This is a genomic window from Mesorhizobium sp. WSM4312 (assembly GCF_002294875.1).
In the GTDB taxonomy this organism is placed as follows: Bacteria; Pseudomonadota; Alphaproteobacteria; order Rhizobiales; family Rhizobiaceae; genus Mesorhizobium.
In genome coordinates this window covers 62,685-89,548 of sequence record NZ_NSFU01000012.1, presented here as the reverse complement: position 1 = coordinate 89,548, position 26,864 = coordinate 62,685, and the positions used below count along the sequence as shown (strand labels likewise).

The 26,864-nt window shown below is 63.7% G+C and carries 25 protein-coding genes and 1 pseudogene; 11 read left to right on the top strand and 15 right to left on the bottom strand.

The window, feature by feature from the left end; all coding sequences use genetic code 11:
- Positions 1-37 precede the first annotated feature (37 nt).
- The 4 genes from CK228_RS21175 to CK228_RS21160 form a co-directional block, all read right to left on the bottom strand.
- Complete coding sequence (locus CK228_RS21175) at positions 38-1,360, bottom strand: HlyD family type I secretion periplasmic adaptor subunit (protein WP_095789208.1); 1,323 nt, start codon at positions 1,358-1,360, stop codon at positions 38-40.
- 3 nt (positions 1,361-1,363) lie between these two features.
- Positions 1,364-3,103, bottom strand: coding sequence for a type I secretion system permease/ATPase (locus CK228_RS21170; protein ID WP_095789099.1), 1,740 nt, complete (start codon positions 3,101-3,103; stop codon positions 1,364-1,366).
- A gap of 35 nt (positions 3,104-3,138) precedes the next feature.
- Positions 3,139-4,632, bottom strand: coding sequence for a family 16 glycosylhydrolase (locus CK228_RS21165; RefSeq protein ID WP_095789098.1), 1,494 nt, complete (start codon positions 4,630-4,632; stop codon positions 3,139-3,141).
- 253 nt (positions 4,633-4,885) lie between these two features.
- Positions 4,886-5,764: a DMT family transporter gene (locus CK228_RS21160; RefSeq protein WP_095789207.1), complete on the bottom strand. Its 879-nt coding sequence runs from the start codon at positions 5,762-5,764 to the stop codon at positions 4,886-4,888.
- Positions 5,765-6,001: 237 nt separating this feature from the next.
- Between CK228_RS21160 and CK228_RS21155 the strand changes: the two genes are divergently transcribed.
- Both CK228_RS21155 and CK228_RS21150 read left to right on the top strand, forming a co-directional pair.
- On the top strand, positions 6,002-6,406 hold the full coding sequence (locus tag CK228_RS21155) for a YciI family protein (protein WP_095789097.1): 405 nt from the start codon (positions 6,002-6,004) through the stop codon (positions 6,404-6,406).
- A complete protein-coding gene (locus tag CK228_RS21150; RefSeq protein WP_095789096.1) occupies positions 6,403-7,662 on the top strand; it encodes an RNA polymerase sigma factor in 1,260 nt (419 codons plus the stop codon). The genes CK228_RS21155 and CK228_RS21150 overlap by 4 nt, the downstream gene beginning before the upstream one ends.
- 32 nt (positions 7,663-7,694) lie before the next feature.
- On the opposite strand, the pseudogene CK228_RS21145 reads toward CK228_RS21150, so the two are convergent.
- Positions 7,695-8,299: pseudogene (locus CK228_RS21145) on the bottom strand (LysR substrate-binding domain-containing protein); the annotation flags it as partial.
- Positions 8,300-8,465: 166 nt separating this feature from the next.
- Positions 8,466-9,071 (bottom strand): NADPH-dependent FMN reductase, encoded by a 606-nt coding sequence (locus CK228_RS21140; protein WP_095773578.1) that lies wholly within the window; start codon positions 9,069-9,071, stop codon positions 8,466-8,468.
- A 92-nt stretch (positions 9,072-9,163) separates the two neighbouring features.
- Between CK228_RS21140 and CK228_RS21135 the strand changes: the two genes are divergently transcribed.
- The gene (locus CK228_RS21135; protein WP_179295992.1) at positions 9,164-9,532 is read left to right on the top strand and encodes a helix-turn-helix domain-containing protein; all 369 of its coding nucleotides are present in this window, start codon (positions 9,164-9,166) and stop codon (positions 9,530-9,532) included.
- 207 nt (positions 9,533-9,739) lie between these two features.
- On the opposite strand, the gene CK228_RS35350 is transcribed toward CK228_RS21135, so the two are convergent.
- From CK228_RS35350 to CK228_RS21120, 3 genes are all read right to left on the bottom strand, one after another.
- Entirely contained in the window at positions 9,740-9,904 is a 165-nt protein-coding gene (locus CK228_RS35350; protein ID WP_095773576.1) for a hypothetical protein, read from the bottom strand.
- Between the two features lie 127 nt (positions 9,905-10,031).
- Entirely contained in the window at positions 10,032-10,427 is a 396-nt protein-coding gene (locus CK228_RS21125) for an acyl-CoA thioesterase (RefSeq protein ID WP_010911043.1), read from the bottom strand.
- 105 nt (positions 10,428-10,532) lie between these two features.
- Entirely contained in the window at positions 10,533-11,474 is a 942-nt protein-coding gene (locus CK228_RS21120) for a phosphoribosylaminoimidazolesuccinocarboxamide synthase (protein ID WP_095789094.1), read from the bottom strand.
- 206 nt (positions 11,475-11,680) lie between these two features.
- On the opposite strand from CK228_RS21120, the gene CK228_RS21115 reads away from it, so the two are divergent.
- From CK228_RS21115 to CK228_RS21105, 3 genes are read left to right on the top strand one after another with little or no spacing between them, the layout of a single operon-like run.
- Entirely contained in the window at positions 11,681-13,297 is a 1,617-nt protein-coding gene (locus CK228_RS21115; protein ID WP_095789093.1) for a GMC family oxidoreductase N-terminal domain-containing protein, read from the top strand.
- Positions 13,294-14,508, top strand: a complete 1,215-nt coding sequence (locus CK228_RS21110) for a mandelate racemase/muconate lactonizing enzyme family protein (RefSeq protein ID WP_095789092.1) — start codon at positions 13,294-13,296, stop codon at positions 14,506-14,508. Before CK228_RS21115 ends, CK228_RS21110 begins: the two co-directional genes overlap by 4 nt.
- Positions 14,505-15,422 carry an NAD(P)-dependent oxidoreductase gene (locus CK228_RS21105; RefSeq protein ID WP_095789091.1) on the top strand — a complete coding sequence of 306 codons (918 nt, stop codon included), beginning with the start codon at positions 14,505-14,507 and terminating at the stop codon, positions 15,420-15,422. Before CK228_RS21110 ends, CK228_RS21105 begins: the two co-directional genes overlap by 4 nt.
- A gap of 93 nt (positions 15,423-15,515) precedes the next feature.
- Here CK228_RS21105 and CK228_RS21100 read toward each other — a convergent pair whose 3' ends face one another.
- Entirely contained in the window at positions 15,516-16,454 is a 939-nt protein-coding gene (locus tag CK228_RS21100) for a diacylglycerol kinase family protein (protein ID WP_095789090.1), read from the bottom strand.
- Positions 16,455-17,167: 713 nt separating this feature from the next.
- Between CK228_RS21100 and CK228_RS21095 the strand changes: the two genes are divergently transcribed.
- The 3 genes from CK228_RS21095 (at position 17,168) to CK228_RS21085 (ending at position 19,422) form a co-directional block, all read left to right on the top strand.
- A complete protein-coding gene (locus CK228_RS21095; protein ID WP_095789089.1) occupies positions 17,168-17,602 on the top strand; it encodes a hypothetical protein in 435 nt (144 codons plus the stop codon).
- A 6-nt stretch (positions 17,603-17,608) separates the two neighbouring features.
- Positions 17,609-18,739 (top strand): hypothetical protein, encoded by a 1,131-nt coding sequence (locus CK228_RS21090; RefSeq protein WP_095789088.1) that lies wholly within the window; start codon positions 17,609-17,611, stop codon positions 18,737-18,739.
- Positions 18,740-18,900: 161 nt separating this feature from the next.
- On the top strand, positions 18,901-19,422 hold the full coding sequence (locus tag CK228_RS21085) for a hypothetical protein (RefSeq protein WP_095773568.1): 522 nt from the start codon (positions 18,901-18,903) through the stop codon (positions 19,420-19,422).
- Positions 19,423-19,485: 63 nt separating this feature from the next.
- Here CK228_RS21085 and CK228_RS21080 read toward each other — a convergent pair whose 3' ends face one another.
- The 3 genes from CK228_RS21080 to CK228_RS21070 form a co-directional block, all read right to left on the bottom strand.
- A complete protein-coding gene (locus CK228_RS21080) occupies positions 19,486-20,109 on the bottom strand; it encodes a hypothetical protein (protein WP_095789087.1) in 624 nt (207 codons plus the stop codon).
- Positions 20,110-20,124: 15 nt separating this feature from the next.
- Entirely contained in the window at positions 20,125-21,747 is a 1,623-nt protein-coding gene (locus CK228_RS21075) for an FAD-binding oxidoreductase (protein ID WP_095789086.1), read from the bottom strand.
- A 204-nt stretch (positions 21,748-21,951) separates the two neighbouring features.
- The gene (locus tag CK228_RS21070) at positions 21,952-22,194 is read right to left on the bottom strand and encodes a DUF1344 domain-containing protein (protein ID WP_027047290.1); all 243 of its coding nucleotides are present in this window, start codon (positions 22,192-22,194) and stop codon (positions 21,952-21,954) included.
- Positions 22,195-22,635: 441 nt separating this feature from the next.
- On the opposite strand from CK228_RS21070, the gene CK228_RS21065 reads away from it, so the two are divergent.
- Entirely contained in the window at positions 22,636-23,061 is a 426-nt protein-coding gene (locus CK228_RS21065) for a DUF2314 domain-containing protein (protein WP_245438081.1), read from the top strand.
- Between the two features lie 71 nt (positions 23,062-23,132).
- On the opposite strand, the gene CK228_RS21060 is transcribed toward CK228_RS21065, so the two are convergent.
- Both CK228_RS21060 and CK228_RS21055 read right to left on the bottom strand, forming a co-directional pair.
- Positions 23,133-24,083, bottom strand: a complete 951-nt coding sequence (locus tag CK228_RS21060) for a DUF3137 domain-containing protein (protein WP_179295991.1) — start codon at positions 24,081-24,083, stop codon at positions 23,133-23,135.
- Between the two features lie 222 nt (positions 24,084-24,305).
- Positions 24,306-25,346: a CapA family protein gene (locus CK228_RS21055; RefSeq protein ID WP_095789085.1), complete on the bottom strand. Its 1,041-nt coding sequence runs from the start codon at positions 25,344-25,346 to the stop codon at positions 24,306-24,308.
- Between the two features lie 160 nt (positions 25,347-25,506).
- Between CK228_RS21055 and CK228_RS21050 the strand changes: the two genes are divergently transcribed.
- Complete coding sequence (locus CK228_RS21050) at positions 25,507-26,763, top strand: hypothetical protein (RefSeq protein WP_095789084.1); 1,257 nt, start codon at positions 25,507-25,509, stop codon at positions 26,761-26,763.
- Positions 26,764-26,864 lie beyond the last annotated feature (101 nt).

Genomic DNA, 26,864 nt, shown 5'->3' with positions numbered 1-26,864 from the left:
TGAAAGTCGGCCCGGTGGATTGCGCCGCCGGCGACAGCTACCGCTCCGTGAAAGCGCGAGCGAAGGAATCGAGCATCGGCCGTGCCAGATACTCGAAGAAAGTCCGGTCGCCAGTGTTGATGAACGCCTCGACCGGCGTTCCGGGATAAAGCTGCTCGGGCTTCACGCCGGGCGGCAGGTCGGCGGCAATCCTGAGTTTGACCCGGAAATAGGGCTCATGCGTAGCCTCGTCGACGAGCCGGTCCGCGGAAATCTGTGCCACGGTGGCTGAAACCTCGGGGGTGAGCCGCATGTTCAAGGCGGACAATCGCAGTTTCGCCGGTTGGCCGACACGGACCTGATCGACGTCCTTCGGCCGCAGCCTTGCATCGACAATCAGACCCGGTGCCGTAGGCAGGATCTCCATGATCTTCTCACCGCGGGCAATCACGCTGCCCTTGGTATTGTAGGTCGAGGACACCACGATGCCCGCGGCCGGTGCCTTGATCGTCGTCCGTCGCAGCACCGCCTCGGCCGCCCTGACCTGTTCCTCGATGTCGGCCAGGTTGGAGCGAACCTCGTCCAGCTTCGTCAGCGCCTCCTCCACGCGTTGCGTGGTCAGGCGCTCGATCTGCTCCTGGGCCTCGACGATCTGGGTGTTGACCGCCGCCAGATTGGCTTCCAGCGCCCCGGCCTGCCCGATGAGATCGGCCTCGCTGCGCAAAAGCTGCGAATATTCGGTGCGATTGGTGAGGCCCTTGTCCAGCAGGCTTGTCTTGATGCCGAGTTCCTTCTTCACGATTTCGGCTTGTTGCCGAACGGCCTCTTTCTGGGACTGCAATCCCACCACGGACTGCCGATGCATGGCCAGTCGTTGGGCCAGGATCGATTGTTCCGATCGGAACCGGGCGAGTCTGGCGTCGAATTCCTTTTGCTGTTCTCGAATGAGGGCTTCGAAATCGGCCTGGAGCGGTGCCGGCGCCGGTTTGGTGATTGGCGCGAGCCTGTCCAACCCGTCGCGTTCCGCCTCCAGCCGTGCCGCACCAGCCCTGAGCGCGATCGACTGTCTCGTCAGCCGGTTGAGCTCGGCCTGCGCGGCTGTCGGATCCAGCACGATCAGATCCTGGGCCTGTTGCACGCGATCGCCGTCATGGACCAGCAACGCCTCGATGATGCCGCCATCGGGATGCTGGATCAGGATGTTTCCGCCGGTCGCCGAGATCGTGCCTTGCGTGATCACCGCTCCGGACAAGGGCGCGCTGACAGCCCAATAGCCGAAGCAACCCACCAACAGCGCCGTTGCCGCGTATCCGGCGAATGCGACGCGCCTTATGTTGGTACGCGGGTTGCCTTCCTCCCAGGCGAGGATCTGCGCGGCCATCATCTAGGATCCAAAACGGATGTTATGCGTGCGGATCGTCGTGGCGAATGATCCTGTCACCACCGTATTCGGCTGCGCGGGAAGGCCCTTGCGCGAATGCCGCAGCACCTCGCTGCTTGGGCCGAAGGCTTCGATCGCGCCGCCACGCAGAAGCATCACACGGTCGCACGACGCGGCAATCGAAGGGCGATGCGTGATCACGACCATCGTGACGCCGGCCGCCTTCGCGGCGGCGAGCACCGCCTCGAGCGCCGCCTCGCCGGTGCCGTCGAGATAGGTGCTGGGCTCGTCCAGGACGAGAATTCTGGGATTGCCGTAGAAGGCGCGTGCCAGCCCGATCCTCTGGCGTTCGCCGCCCGACAGCGTTCTGTCCGAAGGACCTATCAATGTCTGGTAGCCGTCCCGCTGCGCCAGGATCAGCTCATGCGCCTCGGCCCGCCTTGCTGCCTCGATGATCGCGGCGTCATCTGCATCGGGGTCGAAGCGGGCGACGTTTTGCGCGATCGATCCTGGAAAGAGCTCGATCTCCTGCGCGAGGTAGCCGACATGCTTTCCGAGCTGGTTTTCGTTCCAGGTCCTGAGGTCGGCGCCGTCGATCCTGACCGCGCCGCCGGTCGGCCGCGCAGCGTTCACAAGCAGCCGCGCCAGCGTCGATTTGCCGGCGCCGCTCGGGCCGACGATGGCCAACGCTTCGCCGGCGCCGATTTGAAAGTTCAGCCGCTTGAGGATGGGTTCGGTGCCGGGCTGCGCATTCGGCGCCATGAAGAAAACGTCCTGCACGGAAATCGCGCCTGCCGGATCGGGCAGGATGAGTTTGCGCGCTTCAGCTGGACGCGCCGCAAGCGCCGTCTCCAGCCGCTTCCACGCCCGCCGGGCGTCGGCGATCTGCCGCCAGGCGCCGATCAACTGGTCGAGCGGCTGCAGCGCGCGCGACGACACCAGCGAGGAAGCGAAGATCATGCCCGCCGTCATCTGTCCCTTGAGCACCAGCCATGCGCCGGCGCCCAGGATCGCCAGTTGCAGCATCATGCGCAGCGCCCGCGAGGCACCGCTGAAGACCGCATTGGCACTCGAGGAACGGTCATGCAGGGTGAGCGCTGCCGCCACGTGCCGTCCCCAGATCTGCGCGGCGTTCTCCACCATGCCCATGGCGCGCAGCGTCTCGGCATTGCGGGCAAAGGCCTGTTCCGCCTGGCTGGCCAAGGCCGAACGCTCCGCGGACAAGGCGTCGTTCCTGCCGATGGCAAGCTGGTTGGCCACGACCAGCAAAAGCAGAAGCGCCGCGCCGGCGACCGTCACCCAGAACAGCACCGGATGGATGAGATAGAGCAAGGCGAGGAAGACAGGGGCGAAAGGCAGGTCGAACAACACCGCCACGCCGCGCGACCTGATGAAGGCGCAAACCGAGGCGAGGTCGCGCAGCGGCGACAGGCCGCCCGCATGTTTCGCGCCAAGCGAAACAGCGAATGTGCTGGCGCCCAGTTTCTGGTCGAGGGTCGCCGCAACGCGCTGCGTGTACACGGCGCGGATCGCGTCCAGAAGCCCGAGGAAAGCGAGCGTGAGAACCGCGATGGCCGAAAGATACACAAGCGTCTCGACGCTGGAGGACGGCAGCACGCGGTCATAGACCTGCAGCAGGTAGAGCGGAATCACCAACAGCAGGACGTTGATCAACAGCGAGAAGACGCCGACATCGGCGATGGCGCGCATGAAGACCGGACGCAGGCCAGACGGTCCAGTCATTTCCACATTCCCCGACGCTGCATGTTCCCGAGACCCTACGCGTGGCCCCCGAACTCGGAACCGCCGTGGAGCGTGCTGTTGCCGTGCGTTGCGACACTGTGCGTGCCGATGCTGCTGCTGGTGATGTTCAGGGCGTTTGCCGGCGCACTGTCCAGCGTATAGGCGCGGACGTAGTCGATCTTCATCTCGGCCGGCGTGGCCAGATGATCAGGAGGGGTGCCGGCCAAGCCGCCGACCGCGAGATCGACCAGCATGTACATGGGCTTGTTCATGTCGGACGGCGTCGCCGTTTCCGCGACCTGCACGCCGTCATAGGTCCAGACGAGCTTGTCCGGCGTCCAGAGCAGGCCATAGGTGTGGAAGCCGGCGGGGTTCGAGACACTCACTATCGACGTGACCTTGGTATGCGTCCCCGTTTCATTCGAGTGCGCCGTCATGACCAATGAGTTCGGGGCCTGGCCGATCGTCTCCACGACATCGAGTTCCGGCGGCCACGAACCGTCTTCCGGAAGCAGCCAGAAGGCCGGCCAGGCACCGGCATTCTCGGGCAGGTCGGCCCGTATTTCGAAATAGCCATAGGTCTGCGAGAAGGAATCGTGGGTGGTCAGTATGCCTGAGGTGTATTCGTAGTTGTTGATCAGCGGCTTGATGTCCGCCGGCGCCTGCGCCGCGGTGATTGTGAGCACGCCGTTGTTCACGCTGAACGGATGGACGGAGCTCGTCGGTGCGTAGTTGGCGTCGATATACCATTGCAGTTCGTTGTTGCTGCTCAAGGTGCTGCCATTCGGTGCTCCCCACCAGAAGTTGGAATCCCACGTGCCGCCCTGGCTATTGTGAAGGTTCAGCGTGTTGAAATCGTCGCTGAAGGAGAGCTGCATCCCGGATTTGTCGATCGGCAATTCGAACTGGCTGGGCTGCAGCTTGTCGATGGTCGTGTCCTTGAACTCGAGGATCTCGCCGGACCCGAGGTTCAGCAGCACGTTCGATCCCGCCTGGATCATGTTTGAATGGATGGCGTCGAACGACATGAACCCATAGCCATTAAGGCGGACCGTGTCGGTGGCGGCAAAATTCGCTATCAGGTCGCTGCCGTTGCCTTTCGAGACGATGAACGTGTCGTAACCGCCGCCGCCATCGATCAGCACATCGTTTCCCGCGCCGCCGTCCAGAGTCTGGTGCCCGGCCTTGGCGGTGATGATGTTGTCCAACCCATTTCCGAAAGCATAGTTGTTGGCGTTTGTGACGACGAGATTCTCGACGTTGTCGGGGAGCTTATAGCTCATCCATGTGCTGATCGTGTCGATGCCTGCCCCAGCGGCCTCCGCCACCTTGTTGCCCGCCGCATAGAGGTAATAGATGTCATCGCCCGTGCCTCCGTGCATGGTGACGTTGACACCGGATGCTCCGTAGAATGAGTCGTTTCCGGAGCTGCCGTACAAGTCCGGTCCGGACCCTGCCGCCGAGTACCAATGGCTGGAAGCGCCGCTGTAGGGAAGCGGAACGCCTAGGGCGTTGACGAAGAAGCTCATAGGACAAATCCTCCTCGTGATGCCTGGCCTGCTCGGATCGTTCGATTCCAGGCGGCCGCATCCGGACCAACGTTGCCATGCACGATACCGTTCCAGGAACTTGCCACATAGTTCACCATTACATCGACCATTGAGTGACGTTTTCCGGGACTGGAAGCACAACAACCCGGCGAACGGTGTACAGGCAGTAATTCGTCCGACGAAATATTTAATAAAATTTTACAATAGGCGCGGATCTACTTGCGCGCTTCCCTCAAACCGCGACTTCGATCGGCTCGGCAAGTCTGGGGTTGGAGCGCGCCGCGATCAGGCAGCTGGCCACGATGAGGCCGGCTCCCGCCAGCGTCGTCCAGGTCACCGCCTCATCGAAGAAGAACCAGCCGAGCGCGATCGCCCAGATGAAGGCCGAATATTCGGTCGGGATCAGATATTGCGCTTCGGCCCGCGCATAGGCCCAGCTCATCAGGAACTGGCCGGCGAGCGACAGTGCCGTCACCCCGGCAAGCGGAAGCCAAAGATTGCTGGGCAAGGCGATAGCGAGCCAGGGCGCGGCAAGACCAAGCATGACCGCGACACAAAGGTTCTGGAACAGCATGATCTCGATTGGCTTGGCCAGCATCGCCTGTCGCCGCGCGAGGATCAGATTGTAGGCATAGAACACCGTCGAGACCAGCACCGCAGCCGTGCCGAGCAGCGCATCGCCGGCATAGGTCTTCTGCCCGAACTGGCCCGCCACTATGACTGCGACGCCCGCAATACCGGCGAGCGAGGCCCAGATGGCCTTGCGCTGTATCCTTTCGCCCAAGAGCAGCGCGGCCAGCAGGAGCGCGAACAGCGGCGCCACGAAACTAAGCCCGACCGCCTCCGCCAGCGGCAGCCTTGCAAGCCCCCAGAAGAATGACAGCAGGACAATGCCGACAACCACCGCGCGCAGCGCATGCAGCCTCAGCACCGAGGCAACCGGAAGCGAGCGCGGCCCCGCCAGCCAGCCCGCCCCCGCGACCAATGTCGCCAGCATGCTGCGCCACAGCACCGTGTTGTAGACACCGACCGCGATGACCAGCACCTTCATCGCCGCATCCATGCCGGACAGAAGGAAGATACCGAATGCGCAGACGAGCACCGGGATCATGGGGGAAACGGCGCCGGCCAGGCTGGATGATTTCACGCGGGCTTTCTCGAGGATGACGGATGCAAGCTGACATATCAGGGCAAAAGGACAGGGCCAGATGGCAGCCTCGCCCATGTGGCGGTCCAACGCTGTCGGTCCGGGGGCAATCGCGATCCGAACTTTTTTTTTGCGGCACCTGTCGATTCCGCCACCCATTGTTCGTCGTACCATCGAACCAACCCAACCAAGGAGAAGACCATGCGGTTCATGATGCTGATGATCCCCGGCGGCTACGCCGAGGCGGCGCCCGACGTCAGGCCCGACGCCAAGGGGGTGGAGGGAATGATGAAATACAATGAGGAGCTCAAGAAGGCCGGCGTGTTGCTGGCGCTCGACGGGCTGCATCCGCCGTCATCGGGCGCGCGGGTCAGCTTCAAGGGCGGCAAGCCCGTCGTCACCGACGGGCCGTTCGCGGAGGTCAAGGAAGTGCTGGGCGGCTATTGGGTCATCGACGTACGCTCGCGTGAAGAAGCCATCGAATGGGCCCGCCGCTGCCCCGCAGGGGAAAATGACGTGATCGAGGTTCGCCGCGTCTTTGAGATGAGCGATTTCCCCGAGGACGTGCAGAAGGTGGCGGAAGGTTTTGGCGAGCTGATGGGTTGACGGCCACAACTACCATCGAAGCGGTCTGGCGGATCGAGCAGCCGAAGCTCACCGCCAGGCTCGTCCGCTGTCTCAGGGATGTCGGGCTCGCCGAAGAGGTCGCCGGCGATGCCTTCCTGCTGGCGCTGGAGCGCTGGCCTCGGGACGGCATCCCGCGCAACCCGGCGGCCTGGTTGACCGAGGTCGGCAGGAACCGGGCGCTCGACCGGCTGCGCCGCACCACCATGATCGACGGCAAGCACCGCGAACTCGCCATCGACCTCGCCGAGCTGGAGCGCGAGATGCCCGACATCGAGGCAGCGCTGGACGAGGATATCGACGATGACCTTTTGCGGCTGGTCTTCACCGCTTGCCATCCCATCTTGCCGGTCGAGCAGCGCGCGGCCCTCGCCCTGCGCCTGCTGGGCGGGTTGTCGACGGCCGAGATCGCCCGCGCCTTCCTGGTGCCCGAAGCCACCGCCGCCCAGCGCATCGTGCGAGCCAAGCGGGCGCTTCGCGATGCCGCCATCGCGTTCGAGACGCCGCGCGGGCAAGAGCGGCGCGAACGCCTCGCCGCTGTGCTGGAGGTGGTCTATCTCATCTTCAACGAAGGCTATGTGGCGACCGCTGGATCGGACTGGCTGCGCGCCGATCTCTGTGGCGAGGCGCTGCGCCTTGGCCGTTCGCTGGCGGCGCTGATGCCTGATGAGCCCGAGGTGCAGGGGCTGGTGTCGCTGATGGAACTCAACGCCTCGCGCTTTCCTGCCCGCAGCGGCAAAGCGGGTGAGCCGATCCTGCTGCTCGACCAGGACCGCACGCGCTGGAACTGGTCGCTCATCCGGCGCGGCCTCGACGGCCTGAACCGGGCGATGACCCTGACATCGACACCGGGCCCCTATCAGTTGCAGGCGATGATCGCCGCCTGCCATAGCCGCGCGGCAACCGCCGCCGACACCGACTGGATCGCGATCGCCGCCTATTATCAGGCCCTTGCCTTGGCGGCCCCCTCGCCCATCGTCGAGATCAACCGGGCGGTGGCCGTCGGCATGGCGTTCGGACCGGCGCAGGGCCTCGCCATCGTCGAGGCCTTGAAGGACGAGCCGCGCCTGAAGGGCTCGCATCTCCTGCCCAGGGTGCGCGGCGATCTTCTGGAGAAACTGGGACATCGGGCGGAAGCCCGCGCCGCGTTCCGCCAGGCCGCCGAATTGACCGGCAATGAGAGGGAGCGCGCGCTGCTGCTCGCCCGCGCGGGTTCGCCCTCGGGCGGCCGCTCCTGACGTCTTCACGCCAGCGGCGCCTTGGTTCGGTCTCAGTTTCGATACCGCAGTACATCGACGACAACAGCCATCGCCGGAGACACCTGCCGCCTGCTTGGATAATAGAGATGATAGCCAGGGAACGGCGGGCTCCAGTCGTCCAGCGCGAGTTCCAGCCGCCCCCCAAGAGATGGTGGCTGACCAGATCTTCCGGCACGTAGGCGATGCCGTAGCCGCTCATCGCGGCGTCAATCATGGCGATGGACGTGTTGAAGGTGAGTTGGCCTTCCACCCGGACACGCAGATCACGGCCCTCTTTTGCGAACTCCCAAGCATATAGCCCGCCAAACGTGGCCTGGCGCATATTGATGCAGTCATGCCCGACGAGATCCTGCGGCGCCTTCGGAGCCGGACGACGCCGAAAGTAGTCCGGCGACGCCACTGCCACCAGCCGCCAGTCCGGGCCGATGCGGACGGCGATCATGTCCCTGTCGATGCTTTCACCGAGCCGCACGCCGGCATCGAACCGCTCCTCCACGATGTTTCTCATGCCGTTGTCGCTGTGGAGTTCGACGCGCAGGTCTGGATAATCGAGCAGGACAGGTCGCAGCTTTGGCCAGACCGTCGTCTGCAGCGCATGACCCGACAGCGTGATGCGATGAGGCCGCTTCCCTTCTCCCGTCACTATACGAGAAGGTGCCGGCAGGCGGATGAGAGGCAGCGCCGCATGTCATGCAAATTGATCACCTCTGACATGCGATCCATATGAAAAGGGCGGCGCAAGCGCCGCCCCATATCCCTTGGGAGGATAATTCGACCGGCGGTCAGGCCGCCTTGATTTCCTCGTCGACCACGTCGGCATCGCGCGCCTTCTTCAGCGCCTTTGCCCACCAGGCGACGTCGTTGACCAGCGCGGTGGCCGCCTGGTTCAGATGCTCGAGGTCTTCGAGCTTCTTCTCGCCCTGGCGCACGGCGAGGAAGTCGCCCCAGGCGATATGAACGGCCGACTTGACCGGCGCCATCTGCAGTTCGACGGCATGGAGACGGAGCTGCTCGACGGCGCGGGCGCCGCCGACGCTGCCATAGCCGAGGAAGCCGGCCGGCTTCTTGTTCCATTCGTTGGCGGCGTAGTCGATGGCGTTCTTCAGCACGGCCGTCGGGCCGTGATTGTATTCGGCGGCGGTGAAGATGAAGCCGTCAAATTCGGCGACCTTCTTCTGCCAGCGCTGCGCCACCTCGTTGGTCGACGGCACCCAGGCGGAAGAGGCGACTTCGTCGAAGAAGGGCAGCGGGAAGTCCCTGAGGTCGACGACCTCGACATCGATATCGGCATGCGACTTGGCGATCTTGGCGATCCATTGAGTGGGCACATCGGCGAAGCGCGCGGCGCGCGTCGAACCGACGATGATGGCGATTTTCGGCTTTGACATGGGGGGCTCTCCATTCCAGTAATAAGCTGGTATCATTTGGATACCGGCGCTATATGAGATACTGTCAACTCGATGCGCAAGGAGGCACCTTTTTGTTACTGAGGAACCCGCTTAACACCGAAGATTGCCGCGCCGTTTCGGAAATCCTGCAGCGCGTCGGCGACAAATGGACCGTTCTGGTGGTCGGCAAGCTCGGCCAAGGACCGTTGCGTTTCAACGAGTTGCGCACCGCTGTCGGCGGCATCTCGCAGAAGATGCTGACCACCACCTTGCGCGGACTGGAGCGCGACGGCTTCGTCACCCGCACCGTATTCCCGACCATACCGCCGCGCGTCGACTACGAGCTGACCGAACTCGGCCATGAATTGCTGATCCCGGTCAGCGCGCTTGGCGAATGGGCGCGCAGGAACACGCAGCGTGTGCGGGAGGCACGCGAAAAATTCGACGGCGTGCATGGCTGAAACCCTTGCGCGGCAACGGATCCGGAGCTTCGCATCAGGTGAAATTGCCTGGCAGCGGGGAAGTCGTGGTTCTCTAGACACGGGCTCGCAACTTTGTCCTATGGCGCCGGTGGCAGACCGGCACACATGCTACTTTGACGACGACAATCGCGGACCATAGGCGGACCATTCAACTTCTCGGCGCCAGGCCATCGCCAGGCGCCGTGCTCAGGGCGCGCATGTCGCGGCAGGCTTGCGGTCACCCTTGTCGCCATGCGTGCAGGCGATGGGCCGAAGGTCGTTTTTGACTTCGGCATAGGCGGTTACGCCGAGCAGGCAGACCAAGGCGACAAGCGCTGCCACGAGCCAGCTGTTCAGTATGTGTTGACGCATTGTCTCTCCCCCAACGCCGGCACAGTCGGGCGTCAAGGCAACCAATGGATGTCGGCAAACGCATCGCCCGCACGGACGATGTTACAATTGCCCTGCGCTGGGAAAACGGGGCGCGAGAACGGGCTGGTCAACCCTCGGCCGGAACGGCCTTCGGCTTGCCCTCGCCGTCCAAAGCCACCATGACGAAATCGGCGTGGGTGACCTTTTCCATCAAATCGGAGAGATAGCGCTGCGCCCAGGCTTCGACCTTGAGCGTCATCGAGGTGCGGCCGACGCGTTCGACATGGGTGTAGATGCACAGCGTGTCGCCGATCTTCATCGGCTTGGCGAAGGACATCTCCTTGACCGCCGCCGTCACCACGCGGCCCCTGGCGCGCTCGGCGGCGCGGATGCCGCAGGCAAGGTCCATCTGCGCCATCACCCAGCCGCCAAAGATGTCGCCGGCCGCATTGGCGTCCGAAGGCATGGCCAGCGTGCGCAACGTGAGGTCTCCGATCGGCCGTCCGTCCGCGTAGTGCACCATGCGAGAAATCCCCCTAGGCCGATGGCTTGAGATCGACTGCCCTCGATCCCGTAGCGTCATGGCGCGGACGCGTCAACGCGCCCCGGGCAAAGCTTCGCCAGGCTGCTAGAAGAAGCGCGCCAGGTTCGAACGGATGCGCTCGAGAACCGTATCCCCGGAAAGGTCGGGAACGAATGCCTTGCCGGTGATCGCCTCGTAGGCCTGGGCATAGATGCGCGAAGCCTGTTCGACGATCTCGTCGGGAATCCTGGGGATCGGGTCCTTGTAGGGATCGCAGCGCGCCGCCACCCAGGAGCGGATGAAATCCTTGTCGAAGCTGTCCGGCCGCGTGCCGCTTGTAAGCGCCTGTTCATAGCTCGCCGCGATCCAGTACCGGCTGCTGTCGGGTGTATGGATTTCGTCGGCCAGGATGATCGTGCCGTTCTTGTCGGTGCCGAATTCGTATTTCGTGTCGGCAAGGATCAGGCCGCGCTCGGCGGCGCGCGCCTGGCCGCGGGCGAACAGCTTCAAGGCGTAATCCGAGACGGTGTCCCATTGTGCCCGCGTGAGCAGTCCCTGTCCGAGGATCTCCGCCCTCGACAGCGGCTCGTCATGGCCGCCATCCGCCGCCTTGCTCGTCGGCGTGATGACAGGCTCGGCCAGCTTCTCATTGTCGCGCAGGCCGTCCGGCAGGCGCATCCCGTACATCTCCCGTTCGCCGCGACGGTAACGGGTCAGGATCGAGGTGCTGGTGGTGCCGGCGAGATAGCCGCGCACGACGATCTCGACCGGCAGGATGTCGAGCCTCGTGCCGACGACGACATTGGGGTCGGGATATTCGAGAACATGGTTCGGACAGATATCGGCGGTTTCCTCGAACCAGTAGCGCGCCGTCTGGGTCAGGATCTCGCCCTTGAACGGGATCGAGGTCAGGATGATGTCGAAGGCGCTGAGACGGTCGGTGGCGATGATGATGCGCCGCCCGTCCGCCAGATCGTAGTTTTCGCGAACCTTGCCCTTGTAGTAACCCGGCAACTCGGGAATGAACGCATCCGACAGGGTCCGCATATGATGTCCTGCCTTCCGCAGATTTGGCTGATGCCCTCGCATAAGCTGTCGACCCCATGCTTATCAAGCGCGATTGTCGGTATTCCCTGCAACTCGACCTGACATCGCGGTCGCTTTTTTCACAACCGATGCCGGAAGGCGCGGCGACGCGGCGAAGCCGTCGCGTCTAGGCTGCGGCCAGATTTCCGGAGCCGCCCGTTTCAATCATGCAGACTTTTGACTTCATCATCGTCGGCTCCGGCTCGGCCGGCTCGGTGCTCGCCGACAGACTGTCCGCCTCGGGGCGTTTTTCCGTGCTGGTGCTGGAGGCCGGCGGCACCGACCGGCGCTTCTACGTGCAGATGCCGCTCGGCTACGGCAAGACCTTCTTCGATCCCGCGGTCAACTGGAACTACAAGACCGAAGCCGATCCCGGTCTCGGCGGCAATGTCGACCACTGGCCGCGCGGCAAGCTGCTCGGCGGATCGAGCTCGATCAACGCCATGGTCTGGATCCGGGGCGCGCGCGAGGATTTCGACGACTGGCGCGCCGCCGGCAATCCCGGCTGGGGCTATGACGAACTGTTGCCGATCTTCAAGGCGCTCGAGGACAATGAGGCCGGCGCCGACAGATGGCGCGGCACCGGTGGTCCCCTGCACATCAGCGACACGGCCAACGCCGTCCACCCGCTGACAAAGCGCTATCTCGCCGCCGGCCAGCAGGCCGGCCTGCCGCTCAATCCCGATTTCAACGGTGCCGCCCAGGAAGGCGTCGGCACCTACCAGATCTCGACCAAGAACGGCCGCCGTATGTCCGCGGCGCGCGCCTTCCTGCGCCCCGCGATGAAGCGCGGCAATGTCCGCGTCGAGACCAACGCTTTGGCCACGCGCATCCTGTTCGAAGGCAAGCGCGCAATCGGCATCGACTATCTGCAGAACGGTCAGCCGAAGACGGCGCGCGCCGGCCGTGAAGTGATCCTGTCCGCCGGCTCGATCAACTCGCCGCAACTCATGCAACTCTCCGGCATCGGCCCTGCGGCTTTGCTAAATGGGCTGGGCATCCCGATCGTCCACGCCAACGAGAATGTCGGCGCCAATCTGCAGGACCATGTCGGCATCAACTACACGTTCAAGGGCAAGGTGCCGACGCTCAACCAGATCCTGCGTCCCTGGTGGGGCAAGCTGCTGGTCGGCATGCAGTACATACTGACGCGCTCGGGACCGCTGTCGCTGTCGATGAACCATGGCGGCGGTTTCTTCCGCACCGACCCGGCGTTCTCGCGCCCCAACATGCAGCTCTATTTCCAGGCCTTCTCGACCGTCATCCCGAAGAGCGGTGAGCGGCCGATCCTGACGCCGGATCCATGGCCGGGCTTCTCCATCGGCCTGTCCAATTGCCGCCCGTCGAGCCGGGGCGCGATCATGATCCGCTCCAGCAATCCGCTGGACTATCCAAAGATCACCGCCAATGCCTATTCGACCAATGCCGATGTCGAGGAGATGCTGGCGGCGGTGAAGTTCGTGCGCAAGATCGCCTCGATGCCGGCCATGGCCGAAATCATCCAGGAGGAAGTCCTGCCCGGCCCGTCGATCCAGTCGGACGCCGACCTGATCACCGATTTCAGGAAACGCTCCGGCACCGTCTATCACCCGGTCTCGACCTGCCGCATGGGTCCCGATCCCGCGCGCGCCGTCGTCGATCCGCGCCTCAAGGTGCACGGCCTCGAAGGCTTGCGCGTCATCGACGCCTCGATCTTTCCCGACAACATCACCGGCAACACCAATGCCGCCTCGGTCATGACCGGGTGGAAGGGCGCCGAACTGGTTCTGGAGGACCAAAAATGAAGATCACCGACGTCAAGACCTGGGTTGTCGGCAACCCGCCGCCCGGCATCGGCGGCAAGTATTTCATCTTCGTCAAGCTGACCACCGATGGCGGCGTGGTCGGTTATGGCGAAGCCTACAACGCCACCTTCTCCGCCCATGTCACGGCGAAAATGGTCGAGGACATGGCCGAGCGCTATCTCGTCGGCCGCGATCCGCACGACATCGAGAACTTCTTCCGCCGCGCCTATTCCTCCGGCTTCACCCAGCGCCCTGACGTCTCCGGCATGGGCTGTTTCTCGGCGCTCGAAATGGCCTGCTGGGACATTATCGGCAAGGAGGCGAACAAGCCGGTCTACAAATTGCTCGGAGGCCAGGTACATGAGACGCTGCGCTCCTACACCTACCTCTATCCGCACACCGGCAGCGTCCATTCCGAGGATGCGCCGGACGGCCGGAACGTCTACAACGACCCCGAAATGGCGGCGGCTTGCGCGCTCGAATATGTCGAGCAGGGTTTCAATGCCGTCAAGCTCGACCCGGCCGGCCCCTATACCGCCTTCGACGGCCATCAGCCGCGCCTCATCGACATCGACGTCTCCACCCGCATGATCAAGGCAATCCGCGAGGCGGTGGGCAACCGCGCCGACATCCTCTTCGGCACGCACGGCCAGTTCACCGCGTCAGGGGCGCTGCGCATGGCACGCGCCATCGAGCCCTACGATCCCTTGTGGTTCGAGGAGCCGGTGCCGCCCGACATGCCCGAAGTGATGGCGCAGGTCGCCCGGGGCACCTCGATCCCGATCGCCACCGGCGAGCGGCTGACGACCAAATTCGAATTCGCCCGCGTCATCGAAAACCGCGCCGCAACCATATTGCAGCCGGATCTCGGCCGCTCCGGCGGCATCCTCGAAACCAAGAAGATCGCGGCGATGGCCGAGGCTTACCACATCCAGGTCGCGCCGCACTGCTATTGCGGGCCGATCGTCGGCGCTGCCAACATCCAGCTGGCGGTGACGTTGCCCAACTTCCTCATCTTGGAATCGCTGAAGCAGTGGGACGGCTTCCACGCCACGCTTCTGAAGAAGAAGATCGAGTGGCAGGACGGCAACGTCATCCCCTCGAAGGAACCGGGGTTGGGGGTCGAGCTCGACGAGGCGGTCTGCGATGCCCACCCCTACACCGGCAAGGATCTGCATCTGCAGATGATGCAGAGCCCGTTGATGCCGTGAGCGAGAGTTACGCCTTCATCGGCCTCGGCCATCTCGGCGGCAACCTTGCCGCCAGCCTGATCCGCAACGGCTTTGCCGTCACCGTCTTCGACCGCGACCCGGCTGCCGGCGAGCGTCTGGTGGCGCTCGGCGCCACCACTGCCGACAGCCCTGCCGAGGCGGCGGCGCGGGCCGGCAATGCCATAACCTGCCTGCCCTCGCCGAAGGTTAGCGAAGCGGTGCTTGCCGGTCCCCGCGGCTTGCTCGAAGGCCTGGCCCCGGGCGGCACCTGGATCGAGATGTCGACCAATGGCCGCGACGAGATCGTGCGCCTCGCCGCCCTCGCCTCGGCCAAGGGCGTCGACACCTTGGAATGCCCGGTCACCGGCGGCGTGCATCTGGCGGCGGTCGGAAAAATCACCGCCCTGGTCGGCGGCGATGCCGCGCTTTACGAACGCCATCGCACGGCCATCGAAGCGATGTGCGCGCGTTCCTTCCTGGTGGGGCCGATCGGCTCGGCCGCGGTGATCAAGGTGATCACCAACATGCTGGCCTTCATCCATCTCGTCGCCGCCGGCGAGGCGTTGATGCTGGCCAAGCGGGGTGGCCTCGACCTCGCCCAATCCTACCACGCCATCGTTGCCTCCTCCGGCAACAGCTTCGTCCACGAGACCGAAAGCCAGCTCGTCCTCAACGGCTCCTACGACATCGGCTTCACCATGGACCTGGCACTGAAGGACCTCGGCTTTGCGTTGGGCATGGGCAAGGATTTCGGCGTGCCGCTTGAGCTGGCATCCCGCGTCAACGCGATTTTCGAACAGGGTAAGGCGGCCTATGGCGGCAGCGCCTGGTCGACCCGGATCGTCAAATTGCTGGAGGATGCCGTCGGCACCGACCTGCGCGCGCCTGGTTTTCCAGCCAAACTGGGAATCTGACCGGAGACCGGAAAACCAAGCAATTTCATCTGCTTGAATCGATAGCCGGATTCAGTTTCGAAAAGACCTGAATCAATCTGGCAACGCTTTGATTCAATATCTGAGCGTCAGCGCGCCAGGCAGGATCTCGAAGGTCGCCGGTATGCGTCCGGGCGACTCGCCGTCTATGTCGACCAGCGCGCCATTCTTTTCCACATCGTCGAGCGGTTCGACAACCACTTTCTTGCCGCGCAGGATGGTGATCGCCGGATGGTTGCGGTGCCGACCGCCATAGAGCAGGCGGATGTCCCAGATCAGCTTCAGCTTGCCAGCCGCGCGCAGGATGACGATATCGAATTGCCCGTCGGTCAGCTCGGCGTCCGGCGCGATCATCATGCCGCCGCCGAAGAATTTGCCGTTGGCCACCGCCACCAGCGCCATGCGCGCCTCGACCGGCGCGCCGTCGTCGACGGTGATCCGCACACGCTGGAAGCGGTAGCGGATGAACTCGACCACGGTGCGCCACAGGAACAGCGCCTTGGCCGACGTCTTCCCCTTGCGCTTGTCGGCATTGACGGCGCGGTCGGTGGCGCCTGACAGGCCGAGGCTGGCGATGTTGATGAAATGGCGGCTGGCGAGCGCGCCATGGTCATCGATGTAGCAGATGCGGCCGGCATCGACCTTGCGGCCCTCTGCCCCGGCGATCCGCTTCAAGGTCGCGTCCACCGCCTTCGGCAGGCCAAGCCCGCGCGCGAAATCGATGCCGGTGCCGCATGGCAGCAGGCCAAGCTCGGTCGTCTTGCCGCTCTCCTCGAATGCCTGCAGCAGCCCGTCGGCCACTTCGCTGGCGGTGCCGTCGCCACCGGCGGCGATAACCAGGTCGAAGCCGGTGGCGGCGAGGTCGATGGCCAACCGTTCGGCGTCGCCCTCGGCCTGCGTCTCGCGCAGCTCGAAATCGCCAAAGTGCTCTTTCAGCGAGGCGGAGACTTCAGGCCAATGCCGTTTCAGCCGGCCGCCACCGGCTATCGGATTTAGAACCACCCCGACTTTCAAGACGCACCCTCCCCGGCGCCGGACATCCATGCCCGATCGTTTGCCGGCATTGAAGCCCGCGCCCGCCGGCGGAGCAAGGGGCGCTGTCGATTGCGACGACGAAAAGAGGGGCAGGCTGTCTAAGGCAGTGGGCACCGAAGTTCCCGAGCTCTCGCCAAACGGTCCCCGATAATCCCGCTATCCACAGGCCCAGGGCCATTCCCCGGGACACTTACCCGGCGTACGTTGAACCCATCTCAGGCGGCTACCGATCGCCAAGCCGAAAGGCGGAAGTGAAAGGCTGATTTCCTGAGGCCCGTACGGCCCGGAGCGAGAGCAGGCTTGCCTGTTTCGAGGGACGGTAGCCGAGACCTACGGGGCCGCGGAAAGCGTGCCAACGCCGACGGCGGACCGATGCTGCCATGAAGGACGGCAAAAACCTTCGATGGCACGCAGGGCAAAGCCCGCAAGGGCCAAGACCAGCGTGGTCTGGAACGGACGCCGCCTTCGGGTGGTGGCTGGCAGGACCGTCAAAATCAAGGCCGGCATGGCGCGACGACTTTACGGAAGTTGCTGCCGCGACCGTGTCCTGATCTGACAGGGAGGCGCTGGGAGAAATCCCAGCGCCGACTGTCGTTTTTCCATCCCGCACAATTTTTACGGTGTTTCCGCTTGGGGCTGCAACCGGCGGCAAAATCAGCTAACGTTCGACGTCAATTGAAGGGGGATACTTCATGACGCTGATCCAGAAGCTGGCCGTTGCCTATGCTTTCCTGTTCTTCGCCGTCGTCGCCATCGGCTACATACCGGCGTTCAACGATGCCAACGGCAATCTGTTCGGCTTGTTCTCATTGCAATGGTACGACGACCTGCTGCACGCCTTCTCCGGCGTCTGGGCGCTGGCCGCCGCCTTCATCTCGCACCGCCAGGCGGTGTTCTATTTCAAGCTGTTCGGCTCGGTCTATCTGTTCGACGGCGTGCTCGGGCTGATCACCGGCTCCGGCTGCCTCGAAGCCGGCATCTTCATCAACGGTTTCCGCTCCCTCAACGACATCGAGTTCCCCGCCCGCTTCTTCGCCAACCTGCCGCACATCGTCATTGGCGGCTTCGCCGTCTATGTCGGCTTCTGGCTGTCGAAGCGCATACACGACCACTTCGCCACGGCCTGACCGGCCATGTTGCTGTTCCGCTGGCTGAAGCGCATCATCAAGACGATCCTTTGGCTGATCGTCATCATCATCCTCATCCCGGTCGTCGGGCTGAGCTATGGCTTCCTCACCACCCCGGCGCTCGACAAGACGCCGCTGCCCGGCATTGCCGATGGCGCGCCGCCCAAGGCGCTGGCCGACAAGGTCCGCGCCGAAATTCCCGGCTACCAACGGCCGGAGGAGTCGACCTTCCTCACCTACCCCGAATGGGCGATCGTCTACGCCGCGCGCGAATATGCCGGCTTCGTCGCCAAGGACCCGCCGAGCGGCTTTCCCTACTGGTCCTATGTCGGCCGCTTCTGGCAGGATTATGTGACGGTGATCCGCGCCAGTTCCCCCTACAAGTTCAACTATGCCAACCACCAGATGCTGGTCATCATCGGCACCAGCCACTCAATTGAGCATATATTGCAATGGGCCTATGAGAACACGGTCGGCCGCGTCACCGAGGCGACATCGGCCAAGCGCACCGCCGCCGACATCTACCAGGCCAAGGTGGCGGCGGACTACGCCGCCTTCCTCGACCAGGTGCCGTGGTACCAGTTCGCCTATGCCGAAAAGCGCGCCGGCCTGTTTGCCGTGCAGCCGGCGCCAGGCGACAGCTCCGTCCGCACCAGCGAACGCAAGCTTGCCTTCGGCCTCGCCGACACCATCAAGCAGGGCTATGCCGACCTGATCAAAAAGGCACTTGCCGCGACCTCCGATCCGGCCTTCCTCGATGTCCATGTCTGGGCCAAGGGCCCGGTCGGCGAAGCCACCCGCAACGAGCCGGACACATTGCTGGAGCGCGACTACGGTGCCGATGGCACCGTCTTCGCCACCAGGCGCTATCAGGTCTTCACCGACATGATCCCGCGGCTGATCGACAAGGGTGTGTCCTTCGTCGAGATCGGCGGCAATGACGAGATCATGATCACCATGCTGTCGACCGACTCGATCGCTGTTCCCGAAGGCATGCGCATCCTGTTCAGCTATCCGCTGCCGGCCGATCCCTCGACGCGCCGCACCGGCATGGTCGTGGCCGTGCGCAAGCTGCATCTGGTGCTGCCGTCGCTGATGAAAGCAGGCGCCAAGCTTGAACACGTCTACGATTATTGAGGCCTTTCGGCCACGCCCGGCAAGGATCAGACTGCCGCCATGCTCATTTCACAATCGTGGCCAAATCCCGCCTTGTTCGCGCGCGATGGAACGGTGCATGTTGCCTGACGGGCGACATGCACCTGAATGGCTGCCGGGGGGCATCTCGAAGGGACAAGACCGTGATCAAGACCGCCCTTGTCGCCATGACCATTGTCGGCTGCGACTGCGACGCCAAACTGTGCGAATATATCGGCGAGACGCCGGCCAAGTGGTCGACCATCGCCGAATGCGAAGCCGCGATGAAGAGCCAGATCCTGCACCAGCGCAATTTCGACTATCCGCTGGTGTCCGGCATCTGCCGCACCAAGGGTTCATCATCCTCCTCGCAACTGGCCGCCACCGCATCGCGCCCCGAACTCAAGCCCGCCAGCAGGGTCGTGCGGACGGAAAGCCCGCTGCCGCCGGAACTGAGCCATCGGCCGAGCGTGCCCGTCGGCTCGCCGACGACGACCGTCGACGCGGACGCTGCCCGGCCCGTCGCCTACGAACAGATGGTCGATGGCGGAACCGGCGTGCTCTATCGCACGAAGAACGGCTATGCCGTGGTCAAGACCGATCTTGGCCGTGCGGCTTCCGCGACGGCTGATGCCGCAAAACGCTCCGTGAACTGGCTGGCCGGCCTGGTGCCGACGGGGCTGTAGTCAATGCATGTCGCCCAAAAGTGCGCAGCGGTTTTGCGACAACGACATGCATAAGGGAAAGATTTACATCTTGACCTTCAGGCTCTCCCAGAATTTGTCGATCAGCGGCTGTTCGGTGGCCAGGTCCTCGCTGCCGACGCGCGTGACGAACAACAGCCCCTGATCGGCGAGGCCGTAGCCGACGATCTCGAAATACGCGGTGTCGGTGCGCGTCTTCACCTCGGCGCGGATGCCGGTCAACTCCTTGCCGTCGGCGAGCTTGCGCGTCGTCGGCTGCTGCGTCAGCGTCGCGCCGGCCTGCACCGATTCCCTGGTCATCTCCTGCAGCATCAGTTGGTTGAGCGACACCGGGTTCATCTTGCCATATTCCTGCACGACGACGATCGTGCCAAGCGCCGAAGCCATCAGATATTGCGTGATGTTCTCGCCGAGATCGGACTTGGTCACTGAAATGCCGCTCGGATGGACGAAGGAGAAACTGTCGCCGGAAAAGGTGGCGAAGTCGTTGCGCTCGAGCGTCACCTTGCTCTGCTTGCCGCCGGGCAGCGTGATGGTCCTGCTCTCGCCGGGGTCGATATCGACCGCCACGCCGTCGATGGTCAGCTTGAACGCCTTGAGGTCCTCGGCTCCGGCCGGTCCAGCGCACAGCGCGATGAGAGTGAGGGCTGCCGCTGATACCATGCGCATCGATTGTTCTCCTGCTTATGCAACCCCGCTCAGCGCCTTGATGCCACGGTAGAAGGTCGAGGAAAACAGTTCCGTAGGGTCATAGTGCCGTTTCGCCGCCAGGAAGGCCGGCAGCTCGGGATAGCAGGCCTGCAATTCCTTGGCCGTGTAATGCAGTTGGTAGGGCAGGAAGAAGCGCCCGCCATGCTTGATCGTCACGTCGATCAGCGCCCGCGTCAGCGCTCGCATCTTGGCATTGCCGTCGGCATCGGTCGGCTGGTTGATGTAGAGCACCAGCGAATAGGCCGGCTCCGGCGCGTAGGTCAGCGCCACATCCTCCTTGTGGACGATGCGCACCGAGGCGTTGAGCACCGGCAGGGACTGATGGCGCAGGATCTCGCGCGCTTCGGTGATGAACGGATTATACGCAGCCCGTGGAATAAAATATTCGTGCAGTATGTCGGTTTCGTCGGTCAGATCGTTGAACAGATACGGCACCGAATCATGCATCGGGTTGTTGCGGGTGACGAGGCACGCCTCGCCTTGCGCCATGGCTGCCGTGCGCGCCACCGTGCAGCTCTCGAATTTCGGCTCCAGCGTCTTCTCGGTGAACCACCTCAGCTCCTGGAACAGGCTGCCCCATTTCGCCAGGTTGATGATCACCCGCTTCAGTCCGACCGAGCCCGGCTCGCCGATATCGGGCTGGTCGGCCGGCGGCTCTTCGGCCACCTTGTCGTAGCGATAGACGATCATGTCCTCGAGGAAATTGCCCGGCGCCGTCGACAGATGGCCGTAGAACAGGCCGATATCCTTGTTCGGCTCCAGCACCTCGGCGAAGAACTTTGGGAAATCGTCCGATTTGATGATTTCGCGTGAGGTGCGGTAGACGGCGTTGTCGACGATATCGAGCGTTGCCTCCACCACCACGCCGAACAGGCCGTAGCCGCCGACGACATGGCGGAACAGGTCGCTGTTCTGCGTGGCAGAGCAGGTGGTCACCGACCCATCGGCCAGCATCACCCGCATCGAGCGGATCGAGCCGGCAACCGAACCGGCCTGATGGTCCATGCCATGCGCGTTGACCGACAGCGAGCCGCCGACCGAAAAAATGTCGGTCGACTGCATCGCCTTCACCGCGAAGCGCGGATGCAGCATGTTCTGGATGTCGTGCCAGCGCGCGCCCGGCTGCAGCGTCATGGTCCTGGCCGCCGCGTCGACGCTGACCTTGTTGAATTTCTTGAGGTCGAGCACCAGCGCATTGTCGTCGAAGGCATGGCCGCCCATCGAATGGCGGATGGCGGCCAGCGACACTTTCAACCCGTTGGCGCGGGCGAAGGCCAACGCCCTGGCGATATGGTCCTCCTCGCTGACCTCGACCACGCCATAGACCGGCGTCCGCGACAGGCCGCTGGCATCGTTCATGTCGCCGCCCTTGGCCGACCAGGGTAGCGAAGGCTCAAAGGCTGGCGGACTGGCAATCGGTTTCAGCGGCAGGGCAATGCCATCGATGTCGGCGATGCGTCCGGCATTCTTCGGCCCTGAAGGCCCGCGCGCCAGCCGCGCCATTGTGGTTCCGCCCCACAGCACCGCGCCGCCGACGACAGCCGCACCGAGCACCAGCCGGCGCGATAGGCGAAACCCCTTCTGTTCGTCAGCCATGCAGATCCCCCGTTGGCCAAGGGATAGCGCGGCTCTTCGGCGAAAACCATAGGGGCCGCTACCGGGGCAGCGTTCCGCCACCTCAGTGGCCTGGCATGAGTGAACAGGAGCATGAAAATGGCCGATCCCCGAAGGAACCGGCCAACATTGGGGCAGGGTCTGAAAAGTACGGTCAGCAGGTCTGCCGACGCATGACGCTCGCGGCTACGAAGCCTTCTTGATCGACGTCACCATGCCGGTCTTGTCATCGACGGTTACCGCCACCTTGGCGCCGACCTTGAGTTTGCCGATCTTCGCTTCCGGCGACAGCTGATAGATCTTGCCGTCGTCGAGTGTAATCGACTTGGTCGTCGGATCGACCGCCTGGATGGTGCCCTGAACGGACGCGGCATAGGCCGTACCGAGGAAGGCGAGCAGAGCGGCGGTGGTTGCGAGGGTCTTCTTCATCGATAGCACTCCGTGCTGTTTCACTTTTCCGGGCTGCCGCCTTGCGCAACGACAGCACCGAACGAGCCGACACTGGACCTGAAAGCCTGCTGGCCGCAAATCACGTTGAGTGACTTTTCGCAAAGGAAATCATAGGCTTAATTCTGACACATTGCTTGCGGCTGACGCAGTTTCCAGCCGTATCGTTTGCTTCGACGCGCGCCGTTCGTCCATGAAAAGAATCGTTTAGGCCATTGCGGGGGGCGCCTCGCGGCCATCACGCAGCCGCCATAATCCGCCCCGGATTGCATCACGCAACAGCCTGCCGATCTTCGATTGATACAAGTTTTGTTGCATGGATCAGCGCAACCGCGATCTCAACGAGGCGGATGAAACTCGCGCTTTGGTTGCAAATCCGAAATGAATGCGCGATGATTTCAACCGACGCGACGGGGGACACCGATGAAACTTGCAGTCCGGACCATGATATCCCTGATGCTGGCGTTTGCGCCGGGCTTGGCCGGCGCACAAGGCGTGGATCCGGGCGACAAAACGGTCATCGTTACTCCCGACGATCCCGATATGGCTCTGGCTACCGCGAAGGCGCGCAGCAGACTGGATGAATTCCTCGCCTTGTCCGAGGCTCCTCCCCCTGGGACAGACACGTTCAAACTGAAGGTTAAGGTGCGGGATGGACACGTCACCGAACATTTCTGGGTCATCCCGTTCAGCCGCATCGGGGCCGGATTTGTCGGCATCCTGGCAAACCAGCCGGAGGGGGTGCACAATGTCGTCCTCGGCCAGGCCATAGAATTCACCAGGGACGACATTTCCGACTGGGATACAGAAGCGGTGGACGTCAAGTTGGCAGCTTCACCGTCTGCGTGATGTTCAAGAAAATGTCCAAAGAAGAAGCAGACGCCATGCGCGAACAATATGGCTTCGACTGCTGACGGCGATCAACCCATCTCGTCCTTCGCGCCGATCTTGCGCACCAATGCGGCCGTCGCCAGCATGGCGCCCATGTCGGAGATCATCGGCGCGACATGCCTGGTGTAGTCGAGCGGCGCCGAAATCTCCGGCAGCTCGAAGAAATTCTTTGCCTGCGGCAACAGCAGGAACCCATCGCCGCCGTTGAGGGCGACGCGGGCCGGATCGTCCGGCCAGGTTTCGCCGAGCCATTTCAGCGCCTGCGCCAGCCGGCCGGTCACCAGCGGCCGCGCCGCCTCGACATTGTCGGTGCGGAATTCGTAGGCCGCGTCGAGCAATGGATCGCCCGATGACAGCTCCTGCAGCTTGGAGCCGAACAGGCCGCGGAAAAAGCCGACGACCGCATTGGTCCGCCGCGTCGCCACCAGGATCCCCGGGAACGGCTCGACGGCCTCGAAAGCGACGATGACGCCCTTGAACGCCATCGATGAGCCCTTGCCGGTACCTTCGCGCAATTCGGCCTCGTAGAGCTCGAACGGAAACCCTTCGTAGCGGCCGGACACGACATCGTCGAAGGCTTGCCGGTTGAAGGGCCCGACCGCCTCGCGCGGCAGCCGGTCGAACGAGTTCGGCCTGCCGCCATGCTGGTAACGGATGTCGCGGATGAAGCCGAAGATGATCGGCAGCAGCGTGTCGCGGAACGATTGCTGCAGCCGCGTCGCCGGCTTCATGGCCTGGAAATACAGCAGGATCGAAGCGGCAAAGCCGATGCAATAGAGGAACACATGCGGCGTCGAGAACCATTGCTCGTTGGGGTCGGCAACCTTGTTGAACAGCCAGGCGATCGCCGCCACGGCCACCAGCACCAGCCCGACGAACAGCGGCACTCGCCAGCGCACCTGCCGCACCGCCGAGGCCCGCGCCGCCTCATAGGCCTCGATGTTCTTCCGGATGCCGGCGATGACAGTCTCATCAGGCATGAAATCCGCTGCTTCCACCACCACCCCCCGCAAGCCTGACTACGATCATGATAGCTGGTTTTGCAGGAGCGGCGCCAGACGGATGAAGCGGTGATCCCTTCTCCCCTTGTGGGAGAAGGTGGCCGAGCGAAGCTCGGTCGGATGAGGGGTGTTCCAGCTTGACGCCGACGGCGCTTCGTCACCCACCCCTCGACCGTCTCGGCGCTAACGCGCCGATCCACCTTATCCCACAAGGGGAGAAGGAAAGATCGCGCCCAACCGCCTCTCGACCCTTTCCCTCATCGCGCCCTCCAACCCCTCCACCGGCACGAGCTGCTCATGGCCCCTGCCCCGCAGCCGCACGAACGGATGCATCCGGTAGGCCGCAATCGCACCGCGCGTCTCGACATCCGCACTGACATCCACAACGAAAATCCCACCAATGCGCCCCGGCCATGGCTGTCGCGCCAGGGCGGTGCCGAGGAAATCGCCGAGCCCATAGGCGACGACGGTCTCGCCGATCAGCTCCACCGGCTGCACCACATGCGCGTGATGGCCGGCGATCAGGCCGACGCCCTGCCCGGCAAGGCGCCTGGCCAATGCACGAGTCCCGGCGCGCGGAAAGTGCCGGAACTCCCAGTCCCAATGCGGCACGGCGCAAAGAAGATCGAACCCGCGCGGCCAGCCGGCCGGATCACTGCCCATCGACACACGCCCTGCAAACAGGCTCTCATCTGCATTGCGCCACAGCGTGAAGGCCGCGAAGCCGACATTCAGCAGCCCGACTTTGACCGCCTGCACCGGGCCATCGGCGGCAAGGCCTATGCTGCGGATACCGAGCCGCTTCAGCGCCGCCACCGTCTCGTCGAAACCGGCGACGCCCTGGTCGAGCGCATGGTTGTTGGCCAGCGACAGCACCAGCTTTTCGCGCGCAAGACCGGCCGCGGCGAGCGCCTCGGCCAGAAACCGCTCGCTCATCGCATGGTGCGTGCCGAGCCTTGTGCCCAGCACCGCGCTCGGCCTGTCCACGACAGGGCTTTCGCAATTGCCGATCACCAGATCGGCGGTGCCAAGCAGCGCCTTGATCGCCGGATCGAAATCCGGCGTGCTGCCGTTGGCCACGGCCGAGATGTCGCCGATGAAGGCAAGCCGCACCGTCCGCCTTGGCGGCGGCTCCATCAACATCCCCGCCATCGGCGCAAACCCATTGCCGTCGCCGCCAAGCGACGGCTTAAGGAAACGCGGCAGCCAGGACAGTTTGTAGGAAAGCGGATAGTTCGACACGCAATGCCCAATCGTTTGCCTTGTTTAGACTGTCCCGTGGGCGGGTTGAAGCCGTCGTCAATCAACGATGTGGACAGCACATCGGCACTGACGGGCGCGACACCGCAAATAGCCGCAAATCTGTGTATGGTCGTCGGCGGCAAATGCTTGGGAGGGAAAGATGACACGAATAGCAAGCCTGATGGCATCCGCATTCATTCTGCTTGTGCCGCTGTCTTCGGCGCACGCCGCCGTGCCCGAAGGGGCAACCGCGCTTTTCGAGGCTAAGACCGTGGCCGCGCGCGACAGCGCCCTGTCGACGCTGGAGGCGGCCGCACCGAAAGATCCGGCATCGGCCTATGCCGCCGGCGCCGGTGAGTTCTTCACCGCACTTGAACTGCTCGCCAGCGGCCTGCACCGCCACGGCTTCGAAAGCCCGCAATCCTTCATGCTGCCGCTGATGCAGCTGCCGGTGCCCTCCAATCCCAATCCCGAGCCGCTGACCTACGAAGAGTTCCGCGCCATATTGGCGGCCTTCCGCGACAGGTTGGCAAAATCCGCCGCGACCCTGGGCTCGGTGCCGGCCGATGCCGATATCGGCATGGTCATCGACCTCACCCATGTCGGCATCGACCTCAACGAGGACGGCACGATCGCGCCGGACGAAAGCATGGCGGCCATCATGGCCGCGCTGTCGCACGGTGGCCTTTCGCAGGGCGATACCGCACCGGCGCTGACCTTCCGCTTCGACCGCGCCGACGGCTATTGGCTGCAGGGCTATGCCGAATTCCTGATGGCGCAGGCCGATTTCTGGCTGGCGCATGATTTCAGAACCACTTTCGACGGCTCCTTCCACATGCTGTTCCCGCGCGCCAAGCTGCCCTTGCAGGATATTCTCGTGCCGCCGCCCAGCGAGGTGGGCTCGAGCATGTTCGCCTCGGAATGGCGCATCGCCGATTTCATCTCGATGGTGCACATGATCAACTGGCCGGTGGTCGAACCGGAGCGCCGCAAGGCAGCCCGCCGGGAATTGCTCGAAATGATCCGGCTGTCGCGCGAGGACTGGAAGGCGATCCGCGCCGAGACTGACAATGACCGCGAATGGCTGCCTGGGCCACAGCAGAAGGGCGAGAACCCGCTGACCGGCCTCGACGTCGGCGAGGAGCAGGTTCAGGCCTGGCTCGCCACCTTGACCATGGCCGAGGACCTGCTCGAGGGCCGCGCGCTGCTGCCGCATTTCCGCATCGCCGGCAAGGGCATCAACATGAAGCGCTTCTTCGACGAGCCGAAGCCCTTCGACCTGGTGCTGTCGATTACCGGCCCTGGAATCGCGCCTTATCTCGAAAGCGGCAGGATCCTGACCACCGAGGATTTCGACCAGATCCAGCGCGAATTTGGCGGCGGCGGGTTTTTGACGTTCGCGCTGTGGTTCAACTGAGCGGCCTATCAGAAGCTGGATCCCTGCCCTCGCTGGGCGCGGGAGAAGTATCCAGCATCCACGGCGCCAGCAGTTCCGGGAAAATCGTGAAACGGTTTTCC

Coding starts and splice junctions, on each gene's coding strand:
- CK228_RS21115 (WP_095789093.1), top strand. CDS start 11,681: ATGCAGACTTTTGACTTCATCATCGTCGGCTCCGGCTCGGCCGGCTCG.
- CK228_RS21165 (WP_095789098.1), bottom strand. CDS start 4,632: ATGAGCTTCTTCGTCAACGCCCTAGGCGTTCCGCTTCCCTACAGCGGC.
- CK228_RS21125 (WP_010911043.1), bottom strand. CDS start 10,427: ATGGTGCACTACGCGGACGGACGGCCGATCGGAGACCTCACGTTGCGC.
- CK228_RS21050 (WP_095789084.1), top strand. CDS start 25,507: ATGACACGAATAGCAAGCCTGATGGCATCCGCATTCATTCTGCTTGTG.
- CK228_RS21140 (WP_095773578.1), bottom strand. CDS start 9,071: ATGTCAAAGCCGAAAATCGCCATCATCGTCGGTTCGACGCGCGCCGCG.
- CK228_RS21070 (WP_027047290.1), bottom strand. CDS start 22,194: ATGAAGAAGACCCTCGCAACCACCGCCGCTCTGCTCGCCTTCCTCGGT.
- CK228_RS21080 (WP_095789087.1), bottom strand. CDS start 20,109: ATGCGCATGGTATCAGCGGCAGCCCTCACTCTCATCGCGCTGTGCGCT.
- CK228_RS21075 (WP_095789086.1), bottom strand. CDS start 21,747: ATGGCTGACGAACAGAAGGGGTTTCGCCTATCGCGCCGGCTGGTGCTC.
- CK228_RS35350 (WP_095773576.1), bottom strand. CDS start 9,904: ATGCGTCAACACATACTGAACAGCTGGCTCGTGGCAGCGCTTGTCGCC.
- CK228_RS21060 (WP_179295991.1), bottom strand. CDS start 24,083: ATGCCTGATGAGACTGTCATCGCCGGCATCCGGAAGAACATCGAGGCC.
- CK228_RS21120 (WP_095789094.1), bottom strand. CDS start 11,474: ATGCGGACCCTGTCGGATGCGTTCATTCCCGAGTTGCCGGGTTACTAC.
- CK228_RS21160 (WP_095789207.1), bottom strand. CDS start 5,764: ATGATCCCGGTGCTCGTCTGCGCATTCGGTATCTTCCTTCTGTCCGGC.
- CK228_RS21175 (WP_095789208.1), bottom strand. CDS start 1,360: ATGGCCGCGCAGATCCTCGCCTGGGAGGAAGGCAACCCGCGTACCAAC.
- CK228_RS21110 (WP_095789092.1), top strand. CDS start 13,294: ATGAAGATCACCGACGTCAAGACCTGGGTTGTCGGCAACCCGCCGCCC.
- CK228_RS21090 (WP_095789088.1), top strand. CDS start 17,609: ATGTTGCTGTTCCGCTGGCTGAAGCGCATCATCAAGACGATCCTTTGG.
- CK228_RS21170 (WP_095789099.1), bottom strand. CDS start 3,103: ATGACTGGACCGTCTGGCCTGCGTCCGGTCTTCATGCGCGCCATCGCC.
- CK228_RS21155 (WP_095789097.1), top strand. CDS start 6,002: ATGCGGTTCATGATGCTGATGATCCCCGGCGGCTACGCCGAGGCGGCG.
- CK228_RS21095 (WP_095789089.1), top strand. CDS start 17,168: ATGACGCTGATCCAGAAGCTGGCCGTTGCCTATGCTTTCCTGTTCTTC.
- CK228_RS21065 (WP_245438081.1), top strand. CDS start 22,636: ATGAAACTTGCAGTCCGGACCATGATATCCCTGATGCTGGCGTTTGCG.